Annotated in this window: 27 protein-coding genes; 18 read left to right on the top strand and 9 right to left on the bottom strand. The window is 68.5% G+C overall.

What is annotated here, in order from left to right; genetic code table 11:
• Positions 1-28: 28 nt before the first annotated feature.
• Positions 29-1,552 (top strand): CoA-acylating methylmalonate-semialdehyde dehydrogenase, encoded by a 1,524-nt coding sequence (locus tag AB4Y94_RS05865; RefSeq protein WP_441726037.1) that lies wholly within the window; start codon positions 29-31, stop codon positions 1,550-1,552.
• Positions 1,553-1,604: 52 nt separating this feature from the next.
• Here AB4Y94_RS05865 and AB4Y94_RS05860 read toward each other — a convergent pair whose 3' ends face one another.
• Positions 1,605-2,531, bottom strand: a complete 927-nt coding sequence (locus AB4Y94_RS05860) for a LysR family transcriptional regulator (RefSeq protein WP_441726034.1) — start codon at positions 2,529-2,531, stop codon at positions 1,605-1,607.
• A 130-nt stretch (positions 2,532-2,661) separates the two neighbouring features.
• On the opposite strand from AB4Y94_RS05860, the gene AB4Y94_RS05855 reads away from it, so the two are divergent.
• The 4 genes from AB4Y94_RS05855 to AB4Y94_RS05840 are packed head-to-tail and all read left to right on the top strand — an operon-like array spanning position 2,662 to position 4,995.
• A complete protein-coding gene (locus AB4Y94_RS05855; protein WP_441726031.1) occupies positions 2,662-2,784 on the top strand; it encodes a hypothetical protein in 123 nt (40 codons plus the stop codon).
• A 58-nt stretch (positions 2,785-2,842) separates the two neighbouring features.
• Positions 2,843-3,391 (top strand): orotate phosphoribosyltransferase, encoded by a 549-nt coding sequence (gene pyrE / locus AB4Y94_RS05850; RefSeq protein ID WP_441726028.1) that lies wholly within the window; start codon positions 2,843-2,845, stop codon positions 3,389-3,391.
• Complete coding sequence (locus tag AB4Y94_RS05845) at positions 3,391-4,668, top strand: hypothetical protein (protein WP_441726025.1); 1,278 nt, start codon at positions 3,391-3,393, stop codon at positions 4,666-4,668. Before pyrE ends, AB4Y94_RS05845 begins: the two co-directional genes overlap by 1 nt.
• Before the next feature lie 9 nt (positions 4,669-4,677).
• Positions 4,678-4,995: a hypothetical protein gene (locus AB4Y94_RS05840; RefSeq protein ID WP_441726022.1), complete on the top strand. Its 318-nt coding sequence runs from the start codon at positions 4,678-4,680 to the stop codon at positions 4,993-4,995.
• 96 nt (positions 4,996-5,091) lie between these two features.
• Here AB4Y94_RS05840 and AB4Y94_RS05835 read toward each other — a convergent pair whose 3' ends face one another.
• From AB4Y94_RS05835 to AB4Y94_RS05825, 3 genes are all read right to left on the bottom strand, one after another.
• Positions 5,092-5,892: an HAD-IIA family hydrolase gene (locus tag AB4Y94_RS05835; RefSeq protein WP_441726020.1), complete on the bottom strand. Its 801-nt coding sequence runs from the start codon at positions 5,890-5,892 to the stop codon at positions 5,092-5,094.
• Positions 5,893-5,957: 65 nt separating this feature from the next.
• Positions 5,958-6,602, bottom strand: a complete 645-nt coding sequence (locus AB4Y94_RS05830; RefSeq protein ID WP_441726017.1) for a metal-dependent transcriptional regulator — start codon at positions 6,600-6,602, stop codon at positions 5,958-5,960.
• 130 nt (positions 6,603-6,732) lie between these two features.
• Positions 6,733-8,010, bottom strand: coding sequence for an Nramp family divalent metal transporter (locus AB4Y94_RS05825; RefSeq protein WP_441726014.1), 1,278 nt, complete (start codon positions 8,008-8,010; stop codon positions 6,733-6,735).
• A 201-nt stretch (positions 8,011-8,211) separates the two neighbouring features.
• Between AB4Y94_RS05825 and AB4Y94_RS05820 the strand changes: the two genes are divergently transcribed.
• Positions 8,212-8,862, top strand: a complete 651-nt coding sequence (locus tag AB4Y94_RS05820; protein WP_441726011.1) for a TrmH family RNA methyltransferase — start codon at positions 8,212-8,214, stop codon at positions 8,860-8,862.
• 63 nt (positions 8,863-8,925) lie between these two features.
• Positions 8,926-9,297, top strand: coding sequence for a DUF4440 domain-containing protein (locus AB4Y94_RS05815; protein ID WP_441726010.1), 372 nt, complete (start codon positions 8,926-8,928; stop codon positions 9,295-9,297).
• A gap of 9 nt (positions 9,298-9,306) precedes the next feature.
• Here the strand turns inward: AB4Y94_RS05815 and AB4Y94_RS05810 are convergent, their stop codons facing one another.
• Positions 9,307-9,720, bottom strand: a complete 414-nt coding sequence (locus tag AB4Y94_RS05810; RefSeq protein ID WP_441726007.1) for a DUF3052 family protein — start codon at positions 9,718-9,720, stop codon at positions 9,307-9,309.
• Positions 9,721-9,835: 115 nt separating this feature from the next.
• On the opposite strand from AB4Y94_RS05810, the gene AB4Y94_RS05805 reads away from it, so the two are divergent.
• Complete coding sequence (locus AB4Y94_RS05805; protein ID WP_441726004.1) at positions 9,836-11,008, top strand: baeRF2 domain-containing protein; 1,173 nt, start codon at positions 9,836-9,838, stop codon at positions 11,006-11,008.
• A gap of 44 nt (positions 11,009-11,052) precedes the next feature.
• On the opposite strand, the gene AB4Y94_RS05800 is transcribed toward AB4Y94_RS05805, so the two are convergent.
• Both AB4Y94_RS05800 and AB4Y94_RS05795 read right to left on the bottom strand, forming a co-directional pair.
• A complete protein-coding gene (locus tag AB4Y94_RS05800) occupies positions 11,053-13,032 on the bottom strand; it encodes a YhgE/Pip family protein (protein WP_441726002.1) in 1,980 nt (659 codons plus the stop codon).
• The gene (locus AB4Y94_RS05795) at positions 13,029-13,682 is read right to left on the bottom strand and encodes a hypothetical protein (RefSeq protein WP_441726000.1); all 654 of its coding nucleotides are present in this window, start codon (positions 13,680-13,682) and stop codon (positions 13,029-13,031) included. The genes AB4Y94_RS05800 and AB4Y94_RS05795 overlap by 4 nt, the downstream gene beginning before the upstream one ends.
• 106 nt (positions 13,683-13,788) lie before the next feature.
• On the opposite strand from AB4Y94_RS05795, the gene AB4Y94_RS05790 reads away from it, so the two are divergent.
• Positions 13,789-14,364, top strand: a complete 576-nt coding sequence (locus AB4Y94_RS05790) for a TetR/AcrR family transcriptional regulator (protein ID WP_441725998.1) — start codon at positions 13,789-13,791, stop codon at positions 14,362-14,364.
• 17 nt (positions 14,365-14,381) lie between these two features.
• Here AB4Y94_RS05790 and AB4Y94_RS05785 read toward each other — a convergent pair whose 3' ends face one another.
• Entirely contained in the window at positions 14,382-15,629 is a 1,248-nt protein-coding gene (locus tag AB4Y94_RS05785; RefSeq protein WP_441725995.1) for an FAD-dependent oxidoreductase, read from the bottom strand.
• Between the two features lie 68 nt (positions 15,630-15,697).
• On the opposite strand from AB4Y94_RS05785, the gene AB4Y94_RS05780 reads away from it, so the two are divergent.
• From AB4Y94_RS05780 to AB4Y94_RS05770, 3 genes are all read left to right on the top strand, one after another.
• Entirely contained in the window at positions 15,698-16,303 is a 606-nt protein-coding gene (locus AB4Y94_RS05780; protein WP_441725992.1) for a DUF3151 domain-containing protein, read from the top strand.
• 2 nt (positions 16,304-16,305) lie between these two features.
• Positions 16,306-17,592, top strand: coding sequence for an adenylosuccinate synthase (locus AB4Y94_RS05775; protein WP_441725989.1), 1,287 nt, complete (start codon positions 16,306-16,308; stop codon positions 17,590-17,592).
• Positions 17,593-17,750: 158 nt separating this feature from the next.
• Positions 17,751-18,569, top strand: coding sequence for a COG4705 family protein (locus AB4Y94_RS05770; RefSeq protein ID WP_441725987.1), 819 nt, complete (start codon positions 17,751-17,753; stop codon positions 18,567-18,569).
• Between the two features lie 209 nt (positions 18,570-18,778).
• Here the strand turns inward: AB4Y94_RS05770 and AB4Y94_RS05765 are convergent, their stop codons facing one another.
• Positions 18,779-19,486 (bottom strand): polyprenol monophosphomannose synthase, encoded by a 708-nt coding sequence (locus AB4Y94_RS05765; protein ID WP_441725984.1) that lies wholly within the window; start codon positions 19,484-19,486, stop codon positions 18,779-18,781.
• Positions 19,487-19,648: 162 nt separating this feature from the next.
• Here AB4Y94_RS05765 and AB4Y94_RS05760 point away from each other — a divergent pair, with 162 nt between their 5' ends.
• The 6 genes from AB4Y94_RS05760 to AB4Y94_RS05735 all read left to right on the top strand — a co-directional run bounded on the left by AB4Y94_RS05760 (position 19,649) and on the right by AB4Y94_RS05735 (position 24,489).
• Positions 19,649-20,608: a DMT family transporter gene (locus tag AB4Y94_RS05760; protein ID WP_441725981.1), complete on the top strand. Its 960-nt coding sequence runs from the start codon at positions 19,649-19,651 to the stop codon at positions 20,606-20,608.
• Positions 20,609-20,633: 25 nt separating this feature from the next.
• The gene (locus AB4Y94_RS05755; protein WP_441725979.1) at positions 20,634-21,074 is read left to right on the top strand and encodes a chorismate mutase; all 441 of its coding nucleotides are present in this window, start codon (positions 20,634-20,636) and stop codon (positions 21,072-21,074) included.
• A gap of 49 nt (positions 21,075-21,123) precedes the next feature.
• The gene (locus AB4Y94_RS05750; RefSeq protein ID WP_441725976.1) at positions 21,124-21,747 is read left to right on the top strand and encodes a J-domain-containing protein; all 624 of its coding nucleotides are present in this window, start codon (positions 21,124-21,126) and stop codon (positions 21,745-21,747) included.
• 155 nt (positions 21,748-21,902) lie between these two features.
• Positions 21,903-23,081, top strand: a complete 1,179-nt coding sequence (locus tag AB4Y94_RS05745; protein ID WP_441725974.1) for a cytochrome P450 — start codon at positions 21,903-21,905, stop codon at positions 23,079-23,081.
• A 21-nt stretch (positions 23,082-23,102) separates the two neighbouring features.
• Entirely contained in the window at positions 23,103-23,291 is a 189-nt protein-coding gene (locus AB4Y94_RS05740; protein WP_441725971.1) for a ferredoxin, read from the top strand.
• A 10-nt stretch (positions 23,292-23,301) separates the two neighbouring features.
• Positions 23,302-24,489 carry an NAD(P)/FAD-dependent oxidoreductase gene (locus AB4Y94_RS05735; protein WP_441725969.1) on the top strand — a complete coding sequence of 396 codons (1,188 nt, stop codon included), beginning with the start codon at positions 23,302-23,304 and terminating at the stop codon, positions 24,487-24,489.
• Positions 24,490-24,788: the final 299 nt, after the last annotated feature.

Here is a 24,788-nt window from a genome sequence, read left to right as displayed (position 1 = left end):
ACACCGAAACACACAGAATCGAAGAGCAATGACTGACACTTTGACCGACACCCTGACCGACACCGAAGTCCTCAACCACTGGATCAACGGGGCCAACCACGAGGGTTCCTCCACCCGCACCGCCCCCGTCTACAACCCCGCCCGCGGCATCGTCGCCAAGCAGGTACGACTCGCCAGCACGGCGGATGTCGACGCCGCCGTCGCCAGCGCCCTGGCCGCTTTCCCGGTCTGGCGCGAAACCTCGCAGGCCAAACGGCAGACGATCATGTACAACTTCCGTGAGCTGCTGAACGCACGGAAGGGCGAGCTGGCCGACATCCTCACCGCCGAGCACGGCAAGGTCACCGCAGACGCGCTCGGCGAGATCGCCCGCGGTATTGAGGTGGTGGAGTTCGCGCTCGGCATGCCGCACCTGGCCAAGGGCGAGTTCTCGGAGAACGTGTCCACCGGCGTGGACGTCTACACCCTGCGCCAGCCGCTCGGCGTCGTGGGCATCATCAGTCCGTTCAACTTCCCCGCGATGGTACCGATGTGGTTCTACCCGATCGCGATCGCCGCCGGCAACACAGTGGTCCTGAAGCCGAGCGAGAAAGACCCGTCAGCCGCCAACTGGATGGCGGAACTGATGATGGAGGCCGGCCTTCCCGCCGGCGTCTTCAACGTCATCCACGGCGACAAGGAGGCCGTCGACGCCCTGCTGGTCCATCCCGACGTGCAATCCATCTCATTCGTCGGCTCCACACCGATCGCGAAGTACATCTTCGAGACCGCCTCGAGCCACGGCAAGCGGGTGCAGGCACTCGGCGGCGCGAAGAACCACATGCTGGTACTCCCCGACGCCGACCTCGACCTCACCGCCGATGCCGCGGTCAATGCCGGCTTCGGCTCTGCCGGTGAGCGCTGCATGGCGATCAGCGTCGTGCTGGCCGTTGAGCCGGTCGCCGACGACCTGATCGCGAAGATCGCCGAACGCATGAAGGGGCTCCGGGTCGGCGACGGCATGCGCGGCTGCGACATGGGGCCGCTGATCACCGAGGCGCACCGCGACAAGGTCGCCTCCTACATCGACCTCGCCACCACCGACGGAGCGGATGTCGTCGTCGACGGTCGCGGAGTCGAGGTCGACGGCGAGGCATCCGGTTTCTGGCTGGGACCCACGCTGTTCGACAAGGTCAGCACCGAGTCAGCGGTCTACCAGGACGAGATCTTCGGGCCGGTGCTGTCGGTGGTGCGCGTGGAAAGCTACGAGGAGGGCCTCGACATCATCAATCGGGGGCGCTACGGTAACGGCACCGCGATCTTCACCAACGACGGCGGCGCCGGCCGGCGCTTCCAGCACGAGGTGCAGGTCGGCATGGTCGGCATCAACGTGCCGATCCCGGTGCCGGTGGCCTACCACTCCTTCGGCGGTTGGAAGGAATCGGCATTCGGCGACGCCAAGGCCTACGGCCCGGCGGGCATCGCGTTCTTCACCCGTGAGAAGGCCGTGACCAGTCGCTGGCTCGACCCGAGCCACGGCGGCATCAACCTCGGGTTCCCGCAGAGCCACTGACGATCTCGACAGGCTCGATCACCGCGGTGGTCGAGCCTGTCGAGACCCCGGCTCACGCGACGGATGCGGTGTGTTCAACCTGTACCCGGGTGGCCTGGGCGCGGAGCGCCTCCACCACCGTGCGCACGGCGAGCCGTTCGGCGCGGTCGGGGCGCATCAGGGCCACGATCTGCCGCTCGGCGTCCACTCCGCGCAGCGGTTTCAGCACCAGCTTGCCCGGCTGGCTGCCACCGGAGGTGTACCGGGGGACCAGCGCGATGCCGATGCGCGCCATGATCAACGCTTCGATCATGCGGATGTCCGAGATCCGCTGCACCACGTCGATGCGGCCGCCGGCCTGCTGCTCGATCTCGTGCAGGATCCGCTCGAACGGGTAACCCTCCGGCACGCCGATCCAGGTTTCGCCGACAACGTCGGCCGCACCGACGGATGCCCGGCCGGAGAGGCGATGATCGGCCGGGAGTCCCACGTCCAGCGGCTCGGTCATCAGCGGCACCACCGTGAGGCCCCGGCCGCCCCAGGTGAGCTGGCCGCGCATCGAGTGGGCGAGGACGATGTCGAAGTCGGCGGTGAGCGCCGGAAAGTCCTGCAACTCAGGGTCCATGTCGGCGACATGCACGGCAAGACCCTCGACGGAGGCGAGTTCTTTCAGCACGCCGGGGAACAGCATCTGGCCGGCGGTGGGGAAGGTCACCACGCTCACGTCTCCCGTGGCGCGGTGACGGAACTCGTCCCAGACCGCGCCGGCCCGTTCCAGTGCGACCGCGACATCCGTCGCGCTGCGGGCCAGCGCGCGACCGGCATCCGTCAGGACCAGGCCGCGTCCACTGCGCTCGGTCAGCGGCAGGCCCGCCTCCCGCTCGAGCACCTTCAGTTGCTGCGACACGGCAGAGGGGGTGCGGTGGGTTGCCCGGGCGACAGCAGTGATGCTGTGGCGTTCGGCCAGTTCACGGAGAAGTTCGAGGCGTTGGACGTCCATGTAGTCAGCCTACATATTGAGTGCAGAAGTATGCGATTGTGCTGAATAGTTGAACCTGATCGAATGAGACTGCCGAACACGAGCAATGGCGCCGGGGTCGTCGGCGTCCAACCCTGTGAAAGGCACTCGCATGCTCGTTCTTCTCGCCCTCCTCGCCGTCATCGCCGTCGCGGCCGTCGTGCTCTCGATCGTTGAGGTGGCGAAGGACGGTTACCGCCGCGTTCCCGAGCGTCCGCTGGTTCGCATCTACTAAGAGCCGGGGGCAGGCAGGCCAGCGCCGAGGGGCACGAGGGTGCCCTAAAGTTGGGTGCGTGACAAACGCACGCAGCCAGCTCATCGACTACATCGCATCCGACGCCGTCTTCCACGGAGACTTCACCCTCACCAGTGGCAAGAAGGCGACGTACTACGTGGACCTCCGCAAGGTGAGCCTCGACCATCGGGTCGCGCCGCTGATCGGCCAGGTCATGCTCGACCTCATCGCCGGGATCCCGGACGTCGCAGCGGTCGGTGGGATGACGATGGGCGCTGACCCGGTTGCGGCCGCGATCCTGCACCAGGGCGCCGTGCGTGGCGCGAGCTATGACGCCTTCGTCGTGCGCAAGGAGCCCAAGGACCACGGCCGCGGCAAGCAGGTCGAGGGCCCGGACCTCGCCGGCAAGCGCGTCATCGTGCTCGAAGACACCTCGACAACCGGGGGATCCCCGCTGAAGGCGATCCAGGCGCTGCTCAAGGTGGGCGCGGAAATCGCCGGCGTCGCCGTCGTCGTCGACCGCAACACCGGCGCGCGCGAAGTCATCGAAGCCGCCGGCTACCCGTACTACGCGGCGATCGGGCTCGAGGACCTGGGCCTGAGCTGATGCCAGACGACCGAGATCCGAGCCTCGGAGGGCCGGATGCCGACCAGCCGGATGCCGACGGTCTCGATTGGCTCCGGTCGCACCTCGACGCCGACGCCGACTCGGACTCTGGCGCCGACCCTGAAGCCGACTCCGACTCCGACTCCGACGAACAGGGCGCCGCAGCGGTGACGGCGGATGCGCTGCCCTCCGTCCCCGGCGGACCTCCCGCGCCCGGATCGCCGGGTGCCGGCGCAACCGCTCGGGATGAAGGGCTCCCCGACGCACCGGTCCGGGACGCCACCGCGCCGGACGCACCTGCGTCGGGCGCACCTGCGTCGGGCGCAACCACTCCGGGCGAAACGGTGCCGGAGCCCGCGCCGGTCCGCGCCACTCCGGCGCCGCGTATCCGCGACGAAATCGACCTCGAACCCGCGCCCTGGTGGACCACTCCGGTGCAGAAACCGCTCGTTCCCACCGACGACGAGGCCAGCCGGCTGCTGCCGACGCCTGCCACTGCGGCCGACGCCGCAACGATCCCGGCACCGCTGGTCGTGGCAGGCGGAGTGGATGACGCCCACGCGGCATCCGCTGAAGGGATCCGTGCCGACCAGGTCGGAACTGGAACGAACGACGTCGACGGGACCGGCGCCGTGCCGCGCCGTACCCGCCGTGGCGGACCGGCCGCCACCGCGAATGGGTCGGGAGACGGCCGGAACCCGTCACGGCCCATCCGCACCCTGATCTGGATCGCCGCCGGCGTTCTCGCCATCGTCATCCTGGTCGGGTTGTTCTTCCTCGGCCAGCAACTGGGCGGTGCGCCCGCTCCGGCTCCGACGCCGACGCCCACCCAGACGACGCCCACCCAGACGCCCACGCCGACGCCGACGCCGGAAGCGGTCGGGCCCCGGCCGGCTGGCCTACACAAGTGGGACACCCTCGGCGGCGGGGAATGCGTACAGCCATACTCGTCGCCATGGGAGGAGGAGTTCACCGTCGTCGATTGTGCCGGCCCGCATGCCGCGCAGCTCGTGTACCGCGGCACGTTCGCGGGAGACGCGACCACGGTGTTCCCGGGCGAAGCCGCCCTCGCCGCCCAGATCAACCTCCTCTGCAGCGCGCCCGGGATCATCGACCTGGCCGCCGCCGCGGGCTACCCCGACCTGCAACTACAGGGCAGCTACCCGGTCACCGCAGAGCAGTGGACGAGCGGCCCCCGGCACTACTTCTGTTTCGTGAACCGGTCGTCAGGCGAGCCGCTGGGTGCCAGCATCGCCGGTCCGGGCCCCGCGGCGTAGCATGAAGCTGTGGCGGACCCGACGAAGGTGCGGAACCAGCCTGCGCTGACCCGTGGGCCGGGCAACACCTGGCTGCTCGTTGGCGGCCTGATGACCCTGATCTCGGCTGTGATCCTCGCGTTCGCGCTCAACCTGCAACCATCGGGCGTCGCCCTCGTCGGGCTTGTCGCCGTGGCGGCACTGTTCATTTGCATGGTGTTCGCGCGGCTCACGATCGTGCCGGGCCAGGCGCGCCTCTGGGCCCTGGCCGTGCTCCTGCTCACGCTCGCCCTGGTATCGCTGGTGTGCCTCGGCATCATCGCCTGGAGCCAGATGGCGTCTCTCTGATCGTCTCTCTGGTCGTCCGTCTCGCGCATCCGTCTCGGTCATCCGTACCGCGCGAACCTCGCTTGCGGCGGAACCGCTCTCCTGGCGGCCGTGGCGTCAGATCGCGTCAGATTCCAGCGGCTCCTGCGAGACCAGTTCATGGATTCCGGTGAGGATCTCGTCGGGGCGGAACGGATACCGGTTGATCTCGGCCTGGTCGCTGATCCCGGTCATCACCAGGATGGTGTGAAGCCCCGCCTCGATCCCGGCCACGATGTCGGTATCCATCCGGTCTCCGATCATGCCGGTGTTCTCCGAGTGCGCGCCGATCTTGTTCATCGCCGACCGGAACATCATCGGGTTGGGCTTGCCCACCACGTACGGCTCCATTCCCGTCGCCTTGGTGATCAGCGCGGCGATGGCGCCCGTGGCCGGGAGCGGGCCGTCGGCGCTGGGTCCCGTGGCATCCGGGTTGGTGGCAATGAAGCGGGCACCCGCCAGGATCAGCCGGATGGCCTTCGTGATCGCCTCGAACGAGTAGTTGCGCGTCTCCCCGACCACCACATAATCGGGATTGGTCTCGGTCATGATGAACCCGGCCTCGTGCAGGGCCGTGGTGATCCCGGCCTCGCCGATCACGAAGGCGCTTCCGCCGGGGATCTGCGACTGGCAGAAGTCCGCGGTGGCCAGGGCCGAGGTCCAGATGCGCTCCTCCGGAACGATCAGGCCCGAGTCGCGGAGACGAGCGCTGAGGTCGCGCGGGGTGAAAATCGAGTTGTTGGTGAGCACCAGGAAGGGCGTCTCCGAGTTCGTCCATTGTGCGAGCAGCTCGGCCGCACCCGGAAGCGCGTGGTTCTCGTGGACCAGCACGCCGTCCATGTCGGTGAGCCAGCATTCGATCTCGTCACGGCGTGCCATGGAGAGTCCTCTCGTCGGGAGTATCCAGACTAGCCGTGGCGCATTTCGCCGAGGTTACCCCGGCGCTACGCACTCACCCAGATCGAGTCACCCGCCGGAGTGCTGAGCGTGCAGGTACGGCCGTCGGGCAGTAGGACTGTGAGCGGCGCGATGACCGTGAGACGGATGCCGGGTCCGATCGAGTCGGCCGCCAGGCTTCGCAGCACGGCCGGGTCGCGATCGCTGATCCGGAGGACCACGCCGGTGTGGCTGGGTGGGGCATCCGCTAACAAGAGGGCAGGGACCCGGAGTGCGACGCCGTCCGCCGCCGGGATCGGGTCACCGTGCGGGTCGCGCGGCGGATGGCCGAGCCGAGCGTCGATGGACTCGAGCAGCCGGTCCGAGATGGTGTGCTCCAGGATCTCCGCCTCGTCGTGAACCTCATCCCAGCCGTAGTCCATCTCCCGCACCAGCCAGGTCTCGATCAGGCGGTGCCGGCGCACGACGGCCGACGCGCGCAGCCGGCCGGCATCCGTCAACGTCAATGGCCCATACGGGACATGGGTGAGGAGGCCCGCCGCAGCGAGCTTCTTGGCCATCTCAGTGACGGACGACGGCGCCACGCCCAGGCGCGCGGCGAGCGCAGACGGGGTGATCGGTTCCGGTTGCCACTCGGTGTGGGCGTAGATGGTCTTGAGGTAGTCCTCGGCGGCCGGGGTGGTGTGCTTCATCTCGCCTTCAGGGTAGTCGCCTCGCCCCGCCCGCCCTCGCCCCACCCTCGTCCCGCCCTTGCCCCGCCCCGCGAGAACGCAGTAGTTGGGTTTATGGGGCCTTTATAACCCCAACAAATGCAGTTTCGCGTCATGAGCCGGAGAAGGTGAGCACCAACAACAGCAGGTTGAGCGCGACGAGCAGCACTGCGGCGAGGGTGCCGGCGGCCGTGGTGAGCCAGCGGTTGGTGAAGTGCCCGAGCAGGCTGCGTTGCGCGGTGACCCAGACGAGCGGGATCAGCGCGAACGGAATGCCGAAGGAGAGCACCACCTGGCTGAGGACCAGGGCCTCTGTCGGGTCGAAGCCGCTGCCGAGGATCAACAGCGCCGGAATCAGCGTGACCACGCGCCGGGCCAGGAGTGGAACCCGCAGACGCAACAGGCCGTGCATGATCTCGGCACCCGCGTAGGCGCCGACCGAGGTCGAGGCCAGCCCGGAGGCCAGCAGCCCGACCGCGAAGATCGTCGCGACCACCGGTCCGAGGGTCGCCTGCAGCGCGAGATAGGCACCGTGCAGGGTGTCGGTGCCGTCGATCCCCTGCAGAGCGGATGCCGCCAGCAGCAGGATCGCGAGGTTCACGGCTCCCGCGATCAGCATGGCGATGCTCACGTCCCACCGGGTCGCCCACAGCAGCCGGGGGATGCCGGCCCGGCCGAGCGACTGCGGGAACCGGTCCCTGGCGAGCGCCGAGTGGGCGTAGATGGCGTGCGGCATGATCGTCGCACCGAGGATCGAGGCGGCCAGCAGCACCGAATCGGTGCCGGCGAAGCGCGGAACGATTCCGCCGAGTACCCCGGCAGGGTCGGGCGGTGACACGAACACCCCGGCGGTGAAACCAACCGCAATGATCAGCAGCAGGGCCACGATGACGCGCTCGAATGTGCGCGGTCCGCGACGGGTTTGCACGCTGAGCACGATCATCGAGATCACGCCGGTGATCACGCCGCCGGCCAGCAACGGCACGTTGAACAGCAGGTTGAGCGCAACCGCTCCGCCGATGACCTCCGCGAGGTCGGTGGCCATCGCAACCAGTTCGGCCTGCAGCCAGTACAGCCGCCTGGCCAGTGGCCGGCGGAGGCGGATGCCCAGGACTTCGGGGAGACTCTTGCCGGTGACGATGCCGAGCTTCGCCGACAGGTACTGGATCAGCCAGGCCATCAGGTTGCCGGCCAGCACCACCCACACCAGGAGGTACCCGTAACGAGCACCGGCGGTCATGTTGCTGGCCACGTTGCCGGGGTCGAGGTAGGCGACGCCGGCGACCAGGGCAGGCCCGAGCAGCCACAGCAGGCGCGTCGGTTTCACCGTGGCGCGCGCCGGGCCGGATGCGACCTGGAGCGACGTGACCGCCGCCGAATCTTTAGGCATGCCGAAACCCTACCGAATCTTTAGGCGCGCCGAAACCCCTGAGGCGCCCCCGCCCACACCGTCGCGCTGAGGATTCGGCCACGCGCGGATGGCAGGCCCGCAGCGTGTGGCCAAATCCTCAGCGCGAACGGACGGGAGCGCCGTCCACCGACGGCAGGGGCCCCCGAACGCCGGCGGAACGCGCGCACGTTACGGTGGAATGTGCACGAACCCGAGAACCCGGCGGAACAGGCCGCGAGCCCGACTGCCGAACTGTCGACGCACGGCGTCGGCCCCTGGCCGGGGGAGTGGCCGAGCGAGGAGCACTACGACCCCGAACTACTCGAACACGGCGACACCCGCAATGTCATCGATCGCTACCGCTACTGGCGGATGGATGCGATCGTGGCCGACCTCGATGCCCACCGGCATCCGTTTCACGTCGCCATCGAGAACTGGCAGCACGACATGAACATCGGCTCGATCGTGCGCAGTGCCAACGCGTTCGCCGCCGACACGGTGCACATCATCGGCCGGAAGCGCTGGAACAAGCGCGGCGCGATGGTCACCGACCGGTACCAGCACGTGGTGCACCACCCCGACGTGTCCGCTTTCGTCGACTGGGCGCGCACCGAGGCCCTGCCCATCATCGCGATCGACAACGTGCCGGGCAGCGTGATCATCGAGACCTTCAGCTTCCCGGAGCGCTGCGTGCTCCTGTTCGGCCAGGAAGGCCCCGGTCTCTCCGGCGAGGCGATCGACGCAGCGGATGCCGTAGTCGAGATCAGCCAGTTCGGCTCGACCCGGTCGATCAACGCGTCAGCCGCCGCCGCCGTCACCATGCACAGCTGGGTGCTGCAGCACCGGTTCTGACGCCGGGCGAACTGGCGTGAAACAGTCGGCGCGGCGCCGGCCCATACCGGCTAGCGTGGGCTCATGACTGAGATCACTGACGATCTGCCCGCCCGCCTCCTGCACGAAGAGCACGCCGGATGGCAGGCGATTCTCGACGGCCGCGGTGGTGAGTACTACCAGCGCACGATGACCAAGGACGCCCTCATGATCGTCGAGGGAGCGGTGATCAACCGCGACCAGATCGCCGCCAGCTTCAGGCAGGCGCCGACCTGGGACAGCTATGAACTGCGGGAGCCCGCTGTCATCCGCTTGAACGATCGCGCCGGAATCCTGGTGTACCGGGCGCATGCGCGGCGGGGTGAGGAGACGGTGGAGCTCAACATGACCACGACCTACCTGTTCGAGCACGGCGGCTGGTGCGTCGCCGCGCACCAGCAGACACCCGTCGGATAGGACCCCGCCTCAGCGCAGTTTGGTGCGCCAGACCAGCTTGAGGCCCGACCAGGCCTCGTCGAGTGCCGCCACCTTCACGTCGACGAGTCCGAGTTCAAGTGCGGCGTCTCGGATCAGGTTCTCCGTCATGGCGCTCTCGTGCCCGGTCGCCTTCCGCGGCCAGGCGACCCAGAGCATCCCGGCCGGCCTGATCCGCGCGCCGAGCCGGGCAAGCTCGCTCAGGAATCGGGCGGGCTCAGGGAAGAAGGCGACGATGACGGACGCTGGCGCATCCGTTTCACCGGTCAACCAGCGGATGTCAGTGGGCGCGTCAGGCACGGACCAGCCCGCCGGCGCGTGCACCAGATGCGCGGTGGTGGCGGGCTTCAGGCCGAGTTTTTTCCACAACGGGGTGCCGGAATAGCCGGTCGCGGGAACCACCATGGCAACAGGCTAAACGGTGAGCCGTCACGTCTTGTGGAACGCAGGAGCATCGGTCTAACGTGGCACCTGTGGGAAGGATCCTGGGGGCGGATCCATCGGGGAAGGATCGAAGACGATGGCCGACTTCGGGAATGACGCACTGTCCGATCTGTACCGCCGGCGTGATGATGTGAGCACGGCGTACGTTGATGTTTCCCAGGATGCCAGCGACGCCAGACGCACCTCGCCGACACGGCTTCGCGCGGTGCGCGACACCCTCTCCCAGGCCGGTGCGCCGACGGCAGACACCGATGCCATCGCCGAGATCCTGGAACAGCCGCCGGGCGTCGCCAGCCCGGTGAGCCGCTTCATCGTGGTGCGTTCCGGGGAGGTCGAGGTCAGCGAGGTCCTCCCGGGTCAGCCGATGGGGGAGCGGATCCTGAACTACGGTCCATTGCCGGCGATGATCCCGCTGCTCAAGCATCGGCCGCGTGACCTTCGCTACGTGGTGGCCGAGGTCGGTCGTGACGGCGGCGAGATCCGGTTGTACCGATTGAGTCGGGTGCAACCGCTGTGGCGCCGCGACATGACGGGAGACACGCAGTTCATCACGAAAGTGCATGCCGGCGGGTGGTCGAACAAGGGCTTCCAGCGCGATGCCGAGGAGACCTGGAAGCGCAACGAGGGCGAGCTCGCCGAGGTGATCGATCGGCTGGTGCGCGAGAACCGCGTGGAGCTCCTGGTGGTGGCCGGTGACGTCCGGGCCCGGCAGCTGCTGGTCGATCAATTGGCGCCAGCCAGCCGTGCTGTGCTGGCGGTCGTGCACACCAACACCCGGCCGGAGGACGCCTCGAACTCCGCGCTCGAGGCGGAGGTGAAGAAGCAACTGATAGCGATCCTGGCCAGGGAGGAGGACGATGCGCTGAACCAGCTCGTCGCCGATTCCAACCGCGAAGGCGGCCGCGCCGAAGTCGGCGTCGGCGCCGTCGTGCACGCCCTCCAGCAGGGCCAGGTTGAGGCGCTCATCCTCTGCGCGACCGGTCTCGCCGAAAAGACACTGCTCGCCCTGACCGCGGAGCCGTGGGTGGCGACGGCGCCGGAAGACGCGCTCGGGGCCGGCTCGCTCGGCCGGGTCGCCGCCGCCGATGCGCTCGTTCGCGCCGCGGTGCTGTGCGGTGCCAGGGTGTTCGTTGTCGACGCGGAGCAGCTGCCGGAGCGGGTGAGCGTGGGGGCGTTGCTGCGCTGGCAGACCGGCCCCGATCTCCTGGGGCCGGCCGCCACCCGTCCGGCGACGGTGATCTCCGGCTGAGGTCGCTGTCCGGCCGGCCAGGATGCGTCGCAGGGCCGCCGTCGTCACCCGATCAAGCTGGGTCGCAGGTCGCGCAGTGTGCGGAAGTGTGTCATCCGGGTAACGCCGATCGCGGCGACAACGAGACCTCCGGCCAGCCACAGGGCGAGCACTGCCGCGTCGGTCCATGCGGTTGCCGGGTTGCCGCCGTACATGAGTTGACGGATGCCGTCGACTGCGTAACTCATCGGCATCAGGTGATGCAGGCTGGCCAGCGGGCCGGGGAGCGTCTGCCACGGGAAGGTTCCTCCGGCCGTCACGAGTTGCACCACCATCAGCACCAGGCCGAGGAACTGGCCGACGCTGCCGAGCCACACGTTCAGCGCGAGGATGATCGCGGCGAACGCGAGCGAGGCGAGCCCCATCAGTGCGTAGGTGCCGAGCGGATTGTGCACCTCGAACTTCAGCGCACCGGTGAGGATCGCGAACAGCCCGGCCATTTGCACGGCGCCGAGGAGCCCCGGGGTGAGCCAGCCGGCGAGCGTGATCTTCAACGGCGAATGCAGGGCGGTGATCGCGCGGCGCGAGACCGGCTTGACGATGAGGAAGAGCGCGTAGATCCCGATCCAGGCGGCGAGGCTGGCGAAGAAGGGCGCGAGCCCGGCTCCGTAGGTACCCGCAGAGGTCACGGCCGTGTTCCGGAGGTCAACCGGGTCGGCGATGGTTTTCGCCTGCGCGGTGCGGGTGGCGGCGTCGGTGTCTGGGATGCTGCCGACCCCGGTTTGCAGGCCGTCCCGCAGCTGGGACGTGCCGGCCGACAGGGCCGCGAGGCCGTCGTCCAGGGTGGCGGCACCGGTTGAGAGTGAACGCGCCCCGACCGCGGCCCGGGTTGCGCCCTCCGACAGGGACTGGCTTCCAGCGCTGACCTGGCCGGCGCCGTCGGCGAGCCGGCCCGCGCCGTCGGCGAGGGCAGTTGTGGCAGGAGTGAGTTGGGCTGCGCCGGCGGCGACCTGGCTGCTGCCCGCCGCCAATTGGTCAACCTGCCCGACAACCGACTGGAGCCGGTCGTTGTCTGTCGTCAGCGAGTTGGCAACCGGATCGAGGGTAATGAGCACGGCGTCGATCTGGGCCTGGCTGAGTCCCACCTCTTGCAGTTGAGACTGGATGCTGCTGCGCGTCTGCGGAAGGGCCGCCAGTGCGTCGGCGGCGGCGCTCCCGGCCTCGTCGGCGGCCGCCGCGAGCGCAGCGTTTCCCGCGGCAACCTGTGCTGCGCCGCTGGAGACCTGTGCCACGCCGCCGGAGAGTTGCCGCGCACCGGAACCCAGCTGTGCCGCCCCGGCAGCCACCTGTTGGCTGGCTCTGTTCAGCCCGGCGGCGCCCTCTGCCACCGCCTGGCTGCCGGTGGCGAGCCGGGCTGCGCCATCGGCGAGTTGTGCGCTTCCCTCCTGGGCAGTGCCGGCGGCGTCAGTCAGCCGGGTAGCACCGTCCGTCGCGGTGACCAGGCTGGAGCGGATGTCGGCAAGGCCGATCAGCATCCGATCGGCGGCCTGCTCGTTGACCTGCTTGACGATGGCGGTGCGGATGGTCTCAGCGGCTTGACCGCCGATGGTGGAGGCCAGATAGCTGTTGGTGTCGTTGGTGGTGAGGGTGACCGTCGCCTGCCGAGGGGTGCCAGTGGCCGACGACACGAGGGCGGCGGAAAAGTCGGCGGGGAGGGTGACGCTGAAGTCAAAGTCCGCGTCGGCCACTCCCCTGGCCGCCGCCTCGGCGGTGACGCGGTGCCACTGGAAACGTCCGTCGTCGATCAGCCGGTCGGCAACCTCATCGCCGTAGTTATGGTGCGAGCCATCGGCGTCGGCACCCGTGTCCGCCACCACCAGCGCGACGGGGACCCGGTCGAGGCCCGCGTACGGGTCCTGGTTCGCCCAGAGATACAGGCCGCCGTAGAGCACGGGGACCAACAATAGCGCGATCAACGCGATGCGCGACATGGTCGTCGCGGTCAGGCGGGCGAGCTCGGCTCGGATCATCGAGAAGACCTTCATGCCGCGCTCTCCTCGACCATGGCGTCCGGTGCCGCGACATTCGGTGCCGGGGCGCGCCCCTGTCCGCCCGCGGCAGCCAGCATTGCAGCCGACGCGACACCGACGATGACCAGCACGGCGTAGCCGCGTTCGGCCAGGCCCGCGGCAACGGTCCACCATTCCGACGGGTCGCCGCCGTGACGATCGGGCGAGGTGATGACGAGGCCCTGCACGCCGTCACGCAGCACCGCGAGTTCGGTGAGCAGGCGGATGCGCTCGGCGGGGGCGAGGTCCGCCATCGTCAGGCGCGTCCGGTCGGAGAGGCCCAGCCCGGCGAGAGTGCGGGCCACGGCGCGCGAGTGGCCGAGGCGGCCGGCGAACATGAGCTCCTCGGCAACCACTTCTGCCACCGTGACATCGGCGGCTGGTTCTGAGACCTCGGGGGCGTCGACCAGAGCGATGGTGCGTCGCATGGTCGACGGATCGGACACCTGGTTAATCAGCACCGAACCCGAATCCGGGCGCATCCGGCCCGAGGCGATCAAGCCGAGCACGGTGGGGCGGCGCTCGGTTTCGGCGACCACGACACTCACGCGGCGGCTCCGGAACTCGAGCGAGAGGGCGGGGAGGGCCGAGCAGCCTTTACTGGTTTCGATGAGGGTGACGCGCATAGTTTCTTCCAACGGGGCGGTGAGATCCGGGCCGTTCGCATCATTGGGAAACCGGACGGAATTTACTATACTGACTGGTCAGTACAAAAACAAGGATGGATGGATCATGGCGCGAACGACCACTGGTACCAAGGGCGCAATCCTCACCGCTGCCCTCTCCCTCGCGGCCGAGCGCGGGATCAGCGGAACGACGATGGACGACGTGGCCGACCGCGCGGGAGTAGCCAAGGGCAGCCTCTACTACAACTTCTCCTCGAAAGAGAAGCTGTTCCAGGGTCTCCTGCTCGACGGCATGGCGGCGCTGACCGCGGCGCTGCGTGAGGCGCGGTCAGGGAGACAGGGCTGGCCGGCGATCGAGGCGATGGTGGAGCGGCTGCTCACCGAGATCGCCGCGAACCTCGCGCTGGCCAAGATCATGGGCGGCGAGGTCTTTCGCACCGACCGGCCCTGGCAGGAGAGCGCGTTCGGGCTGCGGCACGAGGCGCTCGCCGAGTTCGCCGCGGCGATCGACGAAGCCGGCCCCGCGGCATCCGTCGATGGTGCAACGGACCTGATGGCGAGCGCGGTCTTCGGCGCCGTACTGATGGCGGGGCTCGAGTGGCTGGTTTTCGAGCCGGAACGCCCGCGGGACGAGGTCGTTGCCGCGGTTCTCGCGACCTTTTCTGGGCGACTTCGCCGCTGACCGGGACCGAGCCCGGGCTAGCGACCGGTCGGCTGGTTCCGGGTCAGCGCCGGCCCGAGGTTTTCCGGCCGAAAGCCGCGGCCGACGACCGGGGCCATCACCCGGCGCAGTACCGGAAGAGCGATGCCGGCCAGTGCGCGCTGCCACCACGGCATCGGGTTGCGCAGGAATTGCCCGCCACCTGGCTTGGCGATCACCCGGTGCAGGCGAACCTGTATCGGCTGCATCAGGCGCACCGGCGGCAGGCGTCGACGTTGGATCAGGTGAAGCTCCCGTTCGCCCGCCGCGCCGGTTCGGAGTGGACCGACCAGGACGTTCGCGGCGGCGACCGCATCCTGGATCGCATAGTTGACGCCCACGCCAAACGCGGGGGACATGGCATGCGCGGCATCGCCCAGGCACACCAGGCCTGGCACCCACCAGCGCTCGAGCCGATTGACCTGCACACTCAGAAGTTTGACCTGGTCCCAGCCCTGCAGTGAGGGTACCGCCGAAGCAAGGAACGGTGCGGCGCGCACGACCCTGGCCCGGAATTCTCCCAGCCCGGCCGCCTGAATGGCGGGGTACGTGTCTTTTGCGATCAGCATGCCCGATTGGTAGTAGTCGGTGCGCGGAATCGTGATCACCATTGATTCGCCGTTCAGGTAGCCCAGGGTGTCCGGCGGAGGGGACGCGGTCTTCGGCAATCGGAACCACAGTACGTCGATCGGCACTCCGTATTCGCGGGGCACGAGGCCGGAGGCCACCCGCACCCGCGAGTCGCGCCCGTCGGCCCCGACGGTCAGGTCGGCCCGGAGCTCGATGAGTCCGACGGGGGCGGATGCGACGACGCCGGCGACCAGCTGGCCATCGTGAAGGAGGGATGTGAACTCGGTCTCGAGCATCAGCCGGAAGTTCGGGTACTGCACTGCCTCGGCGGCCAGCAGGGTGAGGAAATCCCACTGCGGCATCAATGCGATGCTCTTGTTCGGTCCGGGCAGGTGCGAGAAATCGATCGGGGTGACCCGGTTGCCGTTGATCACAATGTCAAGGGTGCGGATCGCGCTCTGCGGGATGGCGTCGAATTGTTCGCGCAGGCCGAGCTGGTCGATCAGGTCAATGGTCGACGGGTGGATGGTGTCCCCCCGGAAGTCGCGGAAGAAGTCGGCGTGTTTCTCCATCACGACAACGTCGACTCCGGCTCGCGCCAGCAGCAGGCCGAGCATCAGCCCGGCCGGTCCGGCTCCGACGATGCAGCACTGGCACTGGAGCGCCTGTTCGGGCATTCCGATCGCCCCCTCCCTGCTGCCCCCATCCTCCACCCCCGGGCGCGTCCTCGTCGATGGGTTTCTCCATGAACCGGCTGGAAGGCGAGGCAACGGATGCCGCGGAGCGGCCCGCGATAGGATGGGGTGTGACCGGCGACAACTTGCTCGACCAGCCCGAGACACTCCTCCCCGCAGATTCGGAGGTGCTCGCGGCGCTCAGCCGAACCGGAAGGCACGAAGTCGCGCTTGTCGTCGCAGCGCACCCGGCGTCTCCGCTGGCATGGGCTGAGCTTGCCGAGATCGCCCACGCGGATGGCAGCACGCTCGAGTCGTACGCGTACGCCCGGGTCGGCTATCACCGCGGCCTCGACGCCCTGCGTCGGGCCGGATGGCGAGGGCAGGGACCCATCCCCTGGCGCCATGAGCCCAACCGCGGCGTACTCCGCGCGTTGTACGCGCTGCGCCGGGCTGCGCAGGAGATCGGCGAGCTCGACGAGGTCGAGCGGCTGACCGGTTTCCTGAACGGCGCGGACCCGACGGCGATCGCTCGCCTGGAGTCGGAGCACACCGCGACCCAGCTGATCCAGATCATCCCGTCATCTGGTTCAGCGGGCGGCCCGCCGGAGTCGGGTGCCGAACGGTCAGACCCGAACCCGCCGACCGAAGCCTTTGTCATCCGAGGAGAGGACTAAACATGCCAGCGATCGTTCTGATCGGCGCCCAGTGGGGCGACGAGGGCAAGGGTAAGGCCACCGACCTCCTCGGCAGCCGCGTCGACTATGTGGTGAAGTTCAACGGCGGCAACAACGCCGGCCACACCGTCGTCATCGGCGACGAGAAGTACGCGCTGCACCTGCTGCCCTCCGGCATCCTGACGCCCGGCGTCACGCCGATCATCGCCAACGGCGTGGTCGTCGACATCGAGGTGCTGTTCGAGGAGCTCGACGCCCTCATCGAGCGCGGGGTCGATGTCTCCAAGCTCCGGGTCAGCGCCAACGCGCACGTCATCACCCACTACCACCGCACCCTGGACAAGGTGACCGAGCGTTTCCTCGGCAAGCGCCAGATCGGCACCACCGGGCGGGGCATCGGACCGACGTATGCCGACAAGATCAACCGGGTGGGCATCCGTATCCAAGACCTGTTCGACGAGAACATCCTTCGCCAGAAAGTGGAGGGCGCACTGCTCCAGAAGAACAACATGCTGGTGAAGATGTACAACCGTCGCGCGATCACCGTCGATGAGGTCGTCGACGACCTGCTCAGCTACGCCGAGCGACTTCGCCCGATGGTCGCCGACACGGCACTCGTGCTGCACCAGGCCCTCGACGCCGGCAAGACGGTGTTGTTCGAGGGCGGCCAGGCCACGATGCTCGACGTCGACCACGGCACCTACCCGTTCGTCACCTCATCGAACGCGACCTCCGGCGGCGCGGTCACCGGCTCCGGGATCGGCCCGAACCGCATCGACCGCATCATCGCCGTTGTGAAGGCGTACACCACCCGCGTGGGCGCCGGGCCGTTCCCCACCGAACTCTTCGACGAGTCCGGAGATTTCCTGCGCAACACCGGCTTCGAGTTCGGCACCACCACGGGCCGCCCGCGGCGCACCGGCTGGTACGACGCCCCGATCGCCCGGTACACGGCGCGCATCAACGGTGTCACCGACTTCGTGCTCACCAAGCTCGATGTTTTGACCGGCCTTGAGAGAATCCCGGTGTGTGTCGCCTACGACGTGGACGGCGTGCGTCACGACGAGGTTCCGGTCTCGCAGTCCGACTTCCACCACGCCACTGCGATCTACGAGGAGTTCCCGGGCTGGTCAGAGGACATCACCGGTGTGCGTTCATTCGACGAGTTGCCGCAGAACGCGCAGGACTACGTGCTCGCACTCGAGGGGATGAGCGGCGCCCGCGTCTCGGCCATCGGCGTCGGTCCGGGCCGTGACGCGATCGTCGTTCGGCACGACCTGGTCGCCTAGGGCGACAGCACCAGGAGCAGTTGCCCCGCTTCGATCCTGAGTGACTTCTCGTTTTCGGCACCGCATTTTCGGGACGCGTCCCAGCCGGGCCCTCATACGCTCGACACTGTTGCGCCGGTTTCGTGGCGCTCTCCGTGTCACCAACCTCGAGGATGCCCATGTCGCTCAGCACGCGCGAAATCGTCCAGATCCGAACCACACCGATGCGGAACAAAGTGCCAGAGCCCACCCTGGTGTTCTGGATCATCAAGGTCCTCGCCACCACCGTCGGTGAGACCTTCGCCGATTTCCTGGCCACCAACCTGAACCTCGGGCTGGCCACCACCACCCTGGTGATGGCCGCACTGCTCATCGTCGCATTGCTGGTCCAGTTCCGGCGCAATGGGTATGTTCCCGGCATCTATTGGACCGCGGTTGTCCTGATCAGCGTGGTGGGCACCCTGATCACCGACAACCTCACCGACAACCTCGGCGTCCCACTGGTGACGACCACCACGATCTTCGCGATCGCGCTGGTCGCGACTTTCGTCGCCTGGTACGCCAGCGAACGTACCCTGTCGATCCACGCGGTCACGACGACCCACCGCGAAATGTTCTACTGGCTGGCGATTCTGTTCACGTTCGCACTCGGGACAGCCGCGGGCGACCTCATCTCCGAGAACCTGGGCCTCGGTTACGGGGTGGCTGTGCTCCTCTTTGCCGGAGCCATCGCCGTCGTCGCAGGCGCCCACTACCTGGCCCGGCTGGGCGCCGCCGTGGCTTTCTGGATCGCGTACATCCTGACCCGGCCGCTCGGTGCGTCCCTGGGAGACCTGTTGTCGCAGCCGCGCGACGCAGGCGGGCTTGGGATGGGGACGGTGACAACAAGCGCCATGTTCCTCACCGCCATCCTGGTGCTCATCGTCTACCTCAGCGCAACACAGCGGAGGGGTGCGGCCCTCTCAGGCGAGCGGATGGAAGCGGACGCCGCACTGTGACGGCGAGTTCCCATCTGTTGGCCGCACTGGGGTGAATTCGCCGCCTCCGGCGGCCTCCTCGATCCGTCGTCCCTCCTCACCGGCGCCGGGCCGTGGGTTCTGGTGCTCATCGTCGCGTTCATCTTCATCGAGATTGCCGTGGCCATCGTGCTGGTGTCCACCATCCCGATAGCGATCGAGGCGCTGCGGGCCAGGAGGTCGGCGCGAGCTTAAGCCTTCGGCACTCCCTGCAGGCCCCAGCGGGTGACCTGGACGAGCGCTTCGATGACGATGCGCAGCGACATCTTCGATTGGCCATGCGTGCGTTCGACGAACGTGATCGGCACCTCACGGATGCCCGCACCTGCCCGCTCCAGCCGCCAGGCCAGTTCGATCTGGAAGGCGTAGCCGTCAGCGCTGAGAGTCGTTCGGTCGATCGACTCGAGGGCCGCACGTTCGTAGGCGCGGAAGCCGGAGGTGATGTCGTGGAGGGACGATCGGAGGAGGAGCCGTGCGTATCCGGTACCGGCCCGTGAGATGGCCCGGCGGTACCACGGCCAGTTGACGACCTCCCCGCCCGGGATCCAGCGGGCGCCGATGGCCAACACCGTTCCGCCGCCGAGGGCGGCGAGGAGGTCGCCGAGCTGTTCGGGCTGGTGCGACCCGTCGGCGTCCATCTCCACGATTCGCGCGTAGCGACGGTGGAGCGCCCACGCGAACCCCGCGACGTAGGCCGGCCCGAGGCCCTGCTTTCGCTCGCGGTGCAGCACCGCCACCCGGCCGGGCGTCGCGGCCGCGATCGCATCCGCGAGGGCGCCGGTGCCGTCCGGGCTGTTGTCATCGACGATCAGCAGGTCGACGATCGCATCGGCGGCCAGGATACGCCGCACCAGCGGCTCGAGGTTCTCACGTTCGTTGTAGGTGGGAACGATAACCACGGTGCGATCAGCGTGTGAATCCACCGATGTGCTTCCCCCTTGACATCCCACGATCTTCCCACACCGCCTCCGCTCACCCGTCGACTGCCGTTCTTCGGCGGATTCCGGACATCGCGCTCCTCGCCGCACACCCGCGTCGGGGGTACGCGATAGTGTCGGCTGGTGAGCGACATTCCAGCAGCACGCAAGACCCTCGTCACCCTCCAATTCCTTGGCATGGGGCTGATCTGGGGCGCGAGTTTCCTGTTCATGAAGGTCGCGCTGGGCGGGGTCACGTTCGGGCAGGTCGCTTGGTCCCGGCTGATCCTCGGCGGCCTCACGCTCGGCCTGATCGTGCTCATCAGTCGTCCTCGCGTCAATGGCGGCCCGGTGTTGCCCCGGGAGCCCGTGGTGTGGCTGCACTTTGTCGTGATCGCCATCAGCGGATGCGTCATCCCGCACCTCCTGTTCGCCTGGGCCGAGCAGTACGTCTCGTCGAGCCTCGCCAGCATCTACAACGCGGTCACGCCGATCACCACTGCGCTGATGGCCACGCTGGCCTTCCGGGTGGAGAAGCTCGGCCGCGGCCAGGTGCTCGGCGTACTGATCGGGATCATCGGCGTCGTGGTGATCATCGGACCCTGGCAGTACGCGGCGGTGACCGGTGACCTCTGGGGCCAGCTCGCCTGCCTCGGAGCCGCCACCTGCTACGGCTTCACCTTCGGCTACACCCGCAAGTTCCTGAGCGGGCGACCAATCACGGGCACCACGTTCGCCTTCCTCAATATCGGTCTCGCTGGAGCGATCATGCTCGTGCTCACCCCGGTGATCGCACTGCACCCGGTGCGCCTCGACCTGCCCGTCGTGCTCAGTCTCCTCACCCTCGGTACGCTCGGTACCGGTTTCGCCTACATCTGGAACATCAACGTGCTTCGCGCCTGGGGGCCGACGAACGCTTCAACGGTGACCTATGTGACCCCGGTGGTCGGCGTGGTGCTCGGCGTGCTGGTCCTGGCCGAAACCCTGTCCTGGCACGAGCCCCTCGGTGCCCTCCTGGTGCTGTTCGGCATCCTGCTGACCCAGAAGCGGCTGCGGCTTCCCTCCCGGAACGTTGCGGCACGGGAGGCCGTGCGCACGGGCTGACCGCACTCGCCGCTAGGGTCGATACATGGCACAGGATGAACGCGACGAAACCCTCCGCGAGCTGGACGGCATCCGTCAGAGTATCGACAACATCGATGCGGCGCTGGTGCACCTGCTCGCCGAACGGTTCAAGTTCACCCAGCAGGTCGGCCGGTTGAAGGCCACCCACGGCCTGCCGCCCGCCGATCCCGAGCGCGAACGAAGCCAGATCCAGCGACTGCGGACGCTCGCCGAGGGGGCGCACCTCGACCCGGCATTCGCCGAGAAGTGGTTCAACTTCGTGGTGGCGGAGGTCATCCACCACCACGTGATCCTGGCCGGCGACCAGAACGCTGCGCCGGCAGCGGAGGCCGCGACCGCGGATTCCGCGCACCCCGGGGACGCCCACTCCGGGCCGGCGGCTATGTCCGGCCCCAAGCCAGGCCCCGCGCACGTCACGCCGAAGCCCCCGGCGACGGCGTCCTGACCGGCCCCGCGGACTCGACGAGAGAGCCGCGGAATTCTAGGCTGGATCCATGCCGGACAAGAGGGCACGACGAGACGGGCCCGCCGATGCGGAGTTCCCGGACCCACGGCTGGCCGCGGCGCGATACCGGGTCGACCGGCTGAATCCGGAGGGCGAAAAGCCCCAACCCGAGGCGGACAACGCCGGCCAGGCCTCCATGGACCAGCGGGCGCAGTATGTCGAAACGGTGATCCAGCAGGCGATCCGGCGCGGCGATTTCGACAATCTCCCGGGTTCGGGCAAGCCGCTGGCGAACCTGGGCCAGGCCTCTGACCCGGACTGGTGGATCCGGCAGAAGATCGAGCGCGAGGCGATCACCGGGCTGGGGCCGCCGGCGCTGACGCTTCGCGCCGAGAATGCGGCTCTGGACGCACGTCTGGCCGGGGCTGTCTCCGAGCGGGCAGTCCGGGAGATCCTCCAGGACTTCAATCACCGGGTCATCGAGGCCCGCCGGCAGTTGTTGGGCGGTCCGCCCGTCGTCACGCCCACCCGCGACATCGACGAAGAGGTCGAGCGGTGGCATGAGCGCCGGGCTGCCCGGCTGCGAACGCAGGAGCGGGAGAGGGCTGACCAGGCGGCCGCGCAGGCCGCGCTGTCCTGGCGGGAGCGTCGGCGAGCGAGGCGCGCCCGCTGACGCCTGCGGCGGCATCCGCTCTCCTGGGTTGCGATGCCCGTGGGACGGACGCACCCAATCCGCGGCGTGCTCTTGCGCGGAGGAGAGGGGTTTGGTTTACTCATTGTAAAGTAACCGTCGACGACGACGGCTGACAACTCGACGATGAGGAACACATGACCACCGCACCAGTCACCGCAGACATCGATCTCTTCGCCGACGACGTCCTGATCGATCCGTACCCGACCTACGCGGCTCTCCGCGCCCTCGGCGCCGTCGTGTATCTGCCTGCGAACGACGTGTACGCGCTCACCCGCTACGACGCGATCCGTGACGCGCTCGGTGACCCGGGAACCTTCTCATCGGTCAAGGCGATCGGGTTCAATCCCGGTGTCAATGAGGCGCTCCAGGGCACCTCGCTGGCGTCCGACCCGCCCATGCACACACAGCTCCGCGCGACACTGTCGGCGAACCTCACCCCCCGCGCGTTGCGTGGCCTCGGGACCCAGATCGATGAGAAAGCGGATGCCCTGGTCGCACGGCTCGCCGCCGGCGGCGGGTTCGAGGCGATCGACGATCTCGCGCGGGCGTTCCCGCTTGAGATCGTCTCGGATCTGATCGGCTTCACCGGCGAGGTGAAGGCGAACATGCTGCGATGGGGCCAGGCCGCGATGCAGGTGCTCGGCCCGATGAACCAGCGCACCATGGAGAACTTCGAGATCGCCGGCGAACTCTACGCCTGGTGCAGCTCGGTCACGGCGGAAGACCTCACGGAGGGTTCGATCGGGCGCGGAATCTTCGACGCGCAGTCGCGCGGCGAGATCCCGGAGGGTACCGCCGGCAACATCATCCACCAGTACCTCGGCGCGGGCGTCGACACCACGATCGCCGCGATCGGGAACGTCGTCGCGCTCTTCGGTCGGCACCCGGAGCAGTTCGAACTGGTCCGGCAGGACCCCTCGCTGGTGTCGGCGGCATTTGCCGAGGTCCTCCGCTACTGGGTCCCGATCCACGCCTGGGGACGGAAGACCACCCGGGACGTCGAGATCGACGGCGCCCTGGTGCCGGCCGGCGCGCAGATCGCGATCCTGCTGGGTTCGGGCAACCGCGATGAGCGGCACTACGCCGATGCGGACCGCTTCGACGTCACACGGAACCCGGTCGACCACCTCAGCTTCGGTTACGGACCGCATGGCTGCGCCGGGCAGGGGCTCGCCCGCATGGAGGGCCATGCGATCATCGGGGCGCTCGCGAAGCACGTGCAGTCCTTCCGCCTCGGGGACGAGGTACGCGTCCCGAGCAACGTCACGCGAAGCATCGAAGAGCTTGACGTCGTCGACGTCGTGCCGGCCTGAGAACTTCCTGGAGAGCAACACATGAGAATCGAACTGGACCGCCCACGGTGCGAGGGCCACGGCCTGTGTGAAGAGGCCGCACCCGACCTGATGCACCTTGACGACAACGGCGACCTCATCATCGACGTTCCCGATCCCGGTGATGAAGCGCTCGAGCGGGCTCGCGCCGCAGTTCGGGTCTGCCCCGTCGCCGCACTGCGGCTGGTCTGAGCGCCGGCCAATGGTCACAGCACTCAAACGCATCGTCGTGGTGGGCAACGGCGTGGCAGGGCTCACCGCCGCCGATGCGCTGCGGGCGGCGGGATTCGACGGCGAGCTGACAATCGTCGGTGCCGAGGTGCAGCCCGCATACAGTCGGCCCGCCCTCTCGAAGGCGTTGCTGCGCAGTGACGCGGACCTCACCGCGCATGTGCTTCCGGCGCCGGATCACGGTGCGACCGAGATGCTCGGCGTGGCCGCGACCGGCCTCGACCCTGAGCGCCGGCTGCTGTCACTCGATAACGGGTCGCGGCTCGGCTACGACGGGTTGGTGATCGCAAGCGGATCGCGGGCGAGACGCTTGGGGAGGGGCACGTCGGGGGTCGACGGGTTGGGAACGGGCGCGGGCGAGCTTGTCCTTCGCACCCTCGACGACGCGCTCGCCCTCCGCACGCGGATCGCATCGCGCCCTGACCTGGTGATCGTCGGAGGCGGCCCACTCGGCATGGAGGTTGCATCGGGCGCGCTCGAGGCGGGCTGCCGGGTCACCCTTGTCACCAATGAGCCACCGATGACCCGGCACCTGGGGTCACGCCTCGGCGCCACGATCACCAGTGCGGCCGTAGCGCGGGGCCTCACGCTCATCGTCACCGCGGACGCGCGCGTCGTCGAGCGCGATGGCAGGTCGGTGGTGGCGCTACCCGACGGCAGCATCGTGGCGGGAGAGCTCCTGCTCACGGCCGTCGGCGACGTTCCGAACACCGAATGGCTGGCGGGCAGTGGCTTGCCAAGCAGCGGCGCACTCCCGGTGGACTCCCGCGGCCGGGTGCGCAGGGAGATCGTCGCCGCGGGCGATGTCGCAGCCGTGCCGACCGCTGCCGGGCATGCCCGCAGCCCGATCTGGAACAGTGCGATCAGCCAGGCGCGGGTGGCTGCCGGCGGCCTGCTGCAGGGCGACGCCGCACCGGAACTCCAGGCCCAGCCGTACTTCTGGACGGAACAGTTCGACCTCAACATCCGAGTCGCCGGCCGGACGCCGCTGGCCGGCGAGCCGGAGTTCGTCGACGGCGACGACCCGGCCGGTCCGGCGCTCCTGCGCTGGCGGCACGACGACGGCACCGCGACCGCGGTTTCGGTCAACTACCGGATCCCGATCCCGCGCCTGCGCCGCCTCTGCGAGGCGATCGAGGTCGTGGCGACGACCGCGTAGTAGACCCGCCTTCACCCAGGCTGCGGCGCCCTCAACGCTCGAGGGCCTGCGGGATTCCGCGGCGACGAGGCGTCACACGAGGAACGCTTCCTCGTACCGGGCCGCAAACGCAAAGGGGCCCCCGCGTACGGGCGCGCCCAATCGCGCTCGGCGCGTGCGTGTGCGCAAGGCGCGCGAGATCGCGGCGGGTGCGGGCGTGTGCGCTGGGCGCGTGAAGTCGCGCCGGGCGCGGGCGGCGGCGCGGGCGTGTGCGCTGGGCGCGGGAAATTGCGCTGGGCGCGCGCGATTTCGGGTGCCCG

This window comes from Glaciibacter sp. 2TAF33 (assembly GCF_052114945.1).
Lineage (GTDB): Bacteria > Actinomycetota > Actinomycetes > Actinomycetales > Microbacteriaceae > Cryobacterium.
The sequence above is the reverse complement of the archived record's forward strand: the minus strand, read 5'-3'. Positions and strand labels throughout refer to the sequence as shown.

Excerpts from the sequence above, each read along its gene's own strand:
- AB4Y94_RS05865 (WP_441726037.1), top strand. The coding sequence starts at position 29 with ATGACTGACACTTTGACCGACACCCTGACCGACACCGAAGTCCTCAAC.
- AB4Y94_RS05860 (WP_441726034.1), bottom strand. The coding sequence starts at position 2,531 with ATGGACGTCCAACGCCTCGAACTTCTCCGTGAACTGGCCGAACGCCAC.
- AB4Y94_RS05855 (WP_441726031.1), top strand. The coding sequence starts at position 2,662 with ATGCTCGTTCTTCTCGCCCTCCTCGCCGTCATCGCCGTCGCGGCCGTC.
- AB4Y94_RS05845 (WP_441726025.1), top strand. The coding sequence starts at position 3,391 with ATGCCAGACGACCGAGATCCGAGCCTCGGAGGGCCGGATGCCGACCAG.
- AB4Y94_RS05835 (WP_441726020.1), bottom strand. The coding sequence starts at position 5,892 with ATGGCACGCCGTGACGAGATCGAATGCTGGCTCACCGACATGGACGGC.
- AB4Y94_RS05830 (WP_441726017.1), bottom strand. The coding sequence starts at position 6,602 with ATGAAGCACACCACCCCGGCCGCCGAGGACTACCTCAAGACCATCTAC.
- AB4Y94_RS05825 (WP_441726014.1), bottom strand. The coding sequence starts at position 8,010 with ATGCCTAAAGATTCGGCGGCGGTCACGTCGCTCCAGGTCGCATCCGGC.
- AB4Y94_RS05815 (WP_441726010.1), top strand. The coding sequence starts at position 8,926 with ATGACTGAGATCACTGACGATCTGCCCGCCCGCCTCCTGCACGAAGAG.
- AB4Y94_RS05810 (WP_441726007.1), bottom strand. The coding sequence starts at position 9,720 with ATGGTGGTTCCCGCGACCGGCTATTCCGGCACCCCGTTGTGGAAAAAA.
- AB4Y94_RS05805 (WP_441726004.1), top strand. The coding sequence starts at position 9,836 with ATGGCCGACTTCGGGAATGACGCACTGTCCGATCTGTACCGCCGGCGT.
- AB4Y94_RS05800 (WP_441726002.1), bottom strand. The coding sequence starts at position 13,032 with ATGAAGGTCTTCTCGATGATCCGAGCCGAGCTCGCCCGCCTGACCGCG.
- AB4Y94_RS05795 (WP_441726000.1), bottom strand. The coding sequence starts at position 13,682 with ATGCGCGTCACCCTCATCGAAACCAGTAAAGGCTGCTCGGCCCTCCCC.
- AB4Y94_RS05790 (WP_441725998.1), top strand. The coding sequence starts at position 13,789 with ATGGCGCGAACGACCACTGGTACCAAGGGCGCAATCCTCACCGCTGCC.
- AB4Y94_RS05785 (WP_441725995.1), bottom strand. The coding sequence starts at position 15,629 with ATGCCCGAACAGGCGCTCCAGTGCCAGTGCTGCATCGTCGGAGCCGGA.
- AB4Y94_RS05780 (WP_441725992.1), top strand. The coding sequence starts at position 15,698 with ATGAACCGGCTGGAAGGCGAGGCAACGGATGCCGCGGAGCGGCCCGCG.
- AB4Y94_RS05775 (WP_441725989.1), top strand. The coding sequence starts at position 16,306 with ATGCCAGCGATCGTTCTGATCGGCGCCCAGTGGGGCGACGAGGGCAAG.
- AB4Y94_RS05770 (WP_441725987.1), top strand. The coding sequence starts at position 17,751 with ATGTCGCTCAGCACGCGCGAAATCGTCCAGATCCGAACCACACCGATG.
- AB4Y94_RS05755 (WP_441725979.1), top strand. The coding sequence starts at position 20,634 with ATGGCACAGGATGAACGCGACGAAACCCTCCGCGAGCTGGACGGCATC.
- AB4Y94_RS05750 (WP_441725976.1), top strand. The coding sequence starts at position 21,124 with ATGCCGGACAAGAGGGCACGACGAGACGGGCCCGCCGATGCGGAGTTC.
- AB4Y94_RS05745 (WP_441725974.1), top strand. The coding sequence starts at position 21,903 with ATGACCACCGCACCAGTCACCGCAGACATCGATCTCTTCGCCGACGAC.
- AB4Y94_RS05740 (WP_441725971.1), top strand. The coding sequence starts at position 23,103 with ATGAGAATCGAACTGGACCGCCCACGGTGCGAGGGCCACGGCCTGTGT.
- AB4Y94_RS05735 (WP_441725969.1), top strand. The coding sequence starts at position 23,302 with ATGGTCACAGCACTCAAACGCATCGTCGTGGTGGGCAACGGCGTGGCA.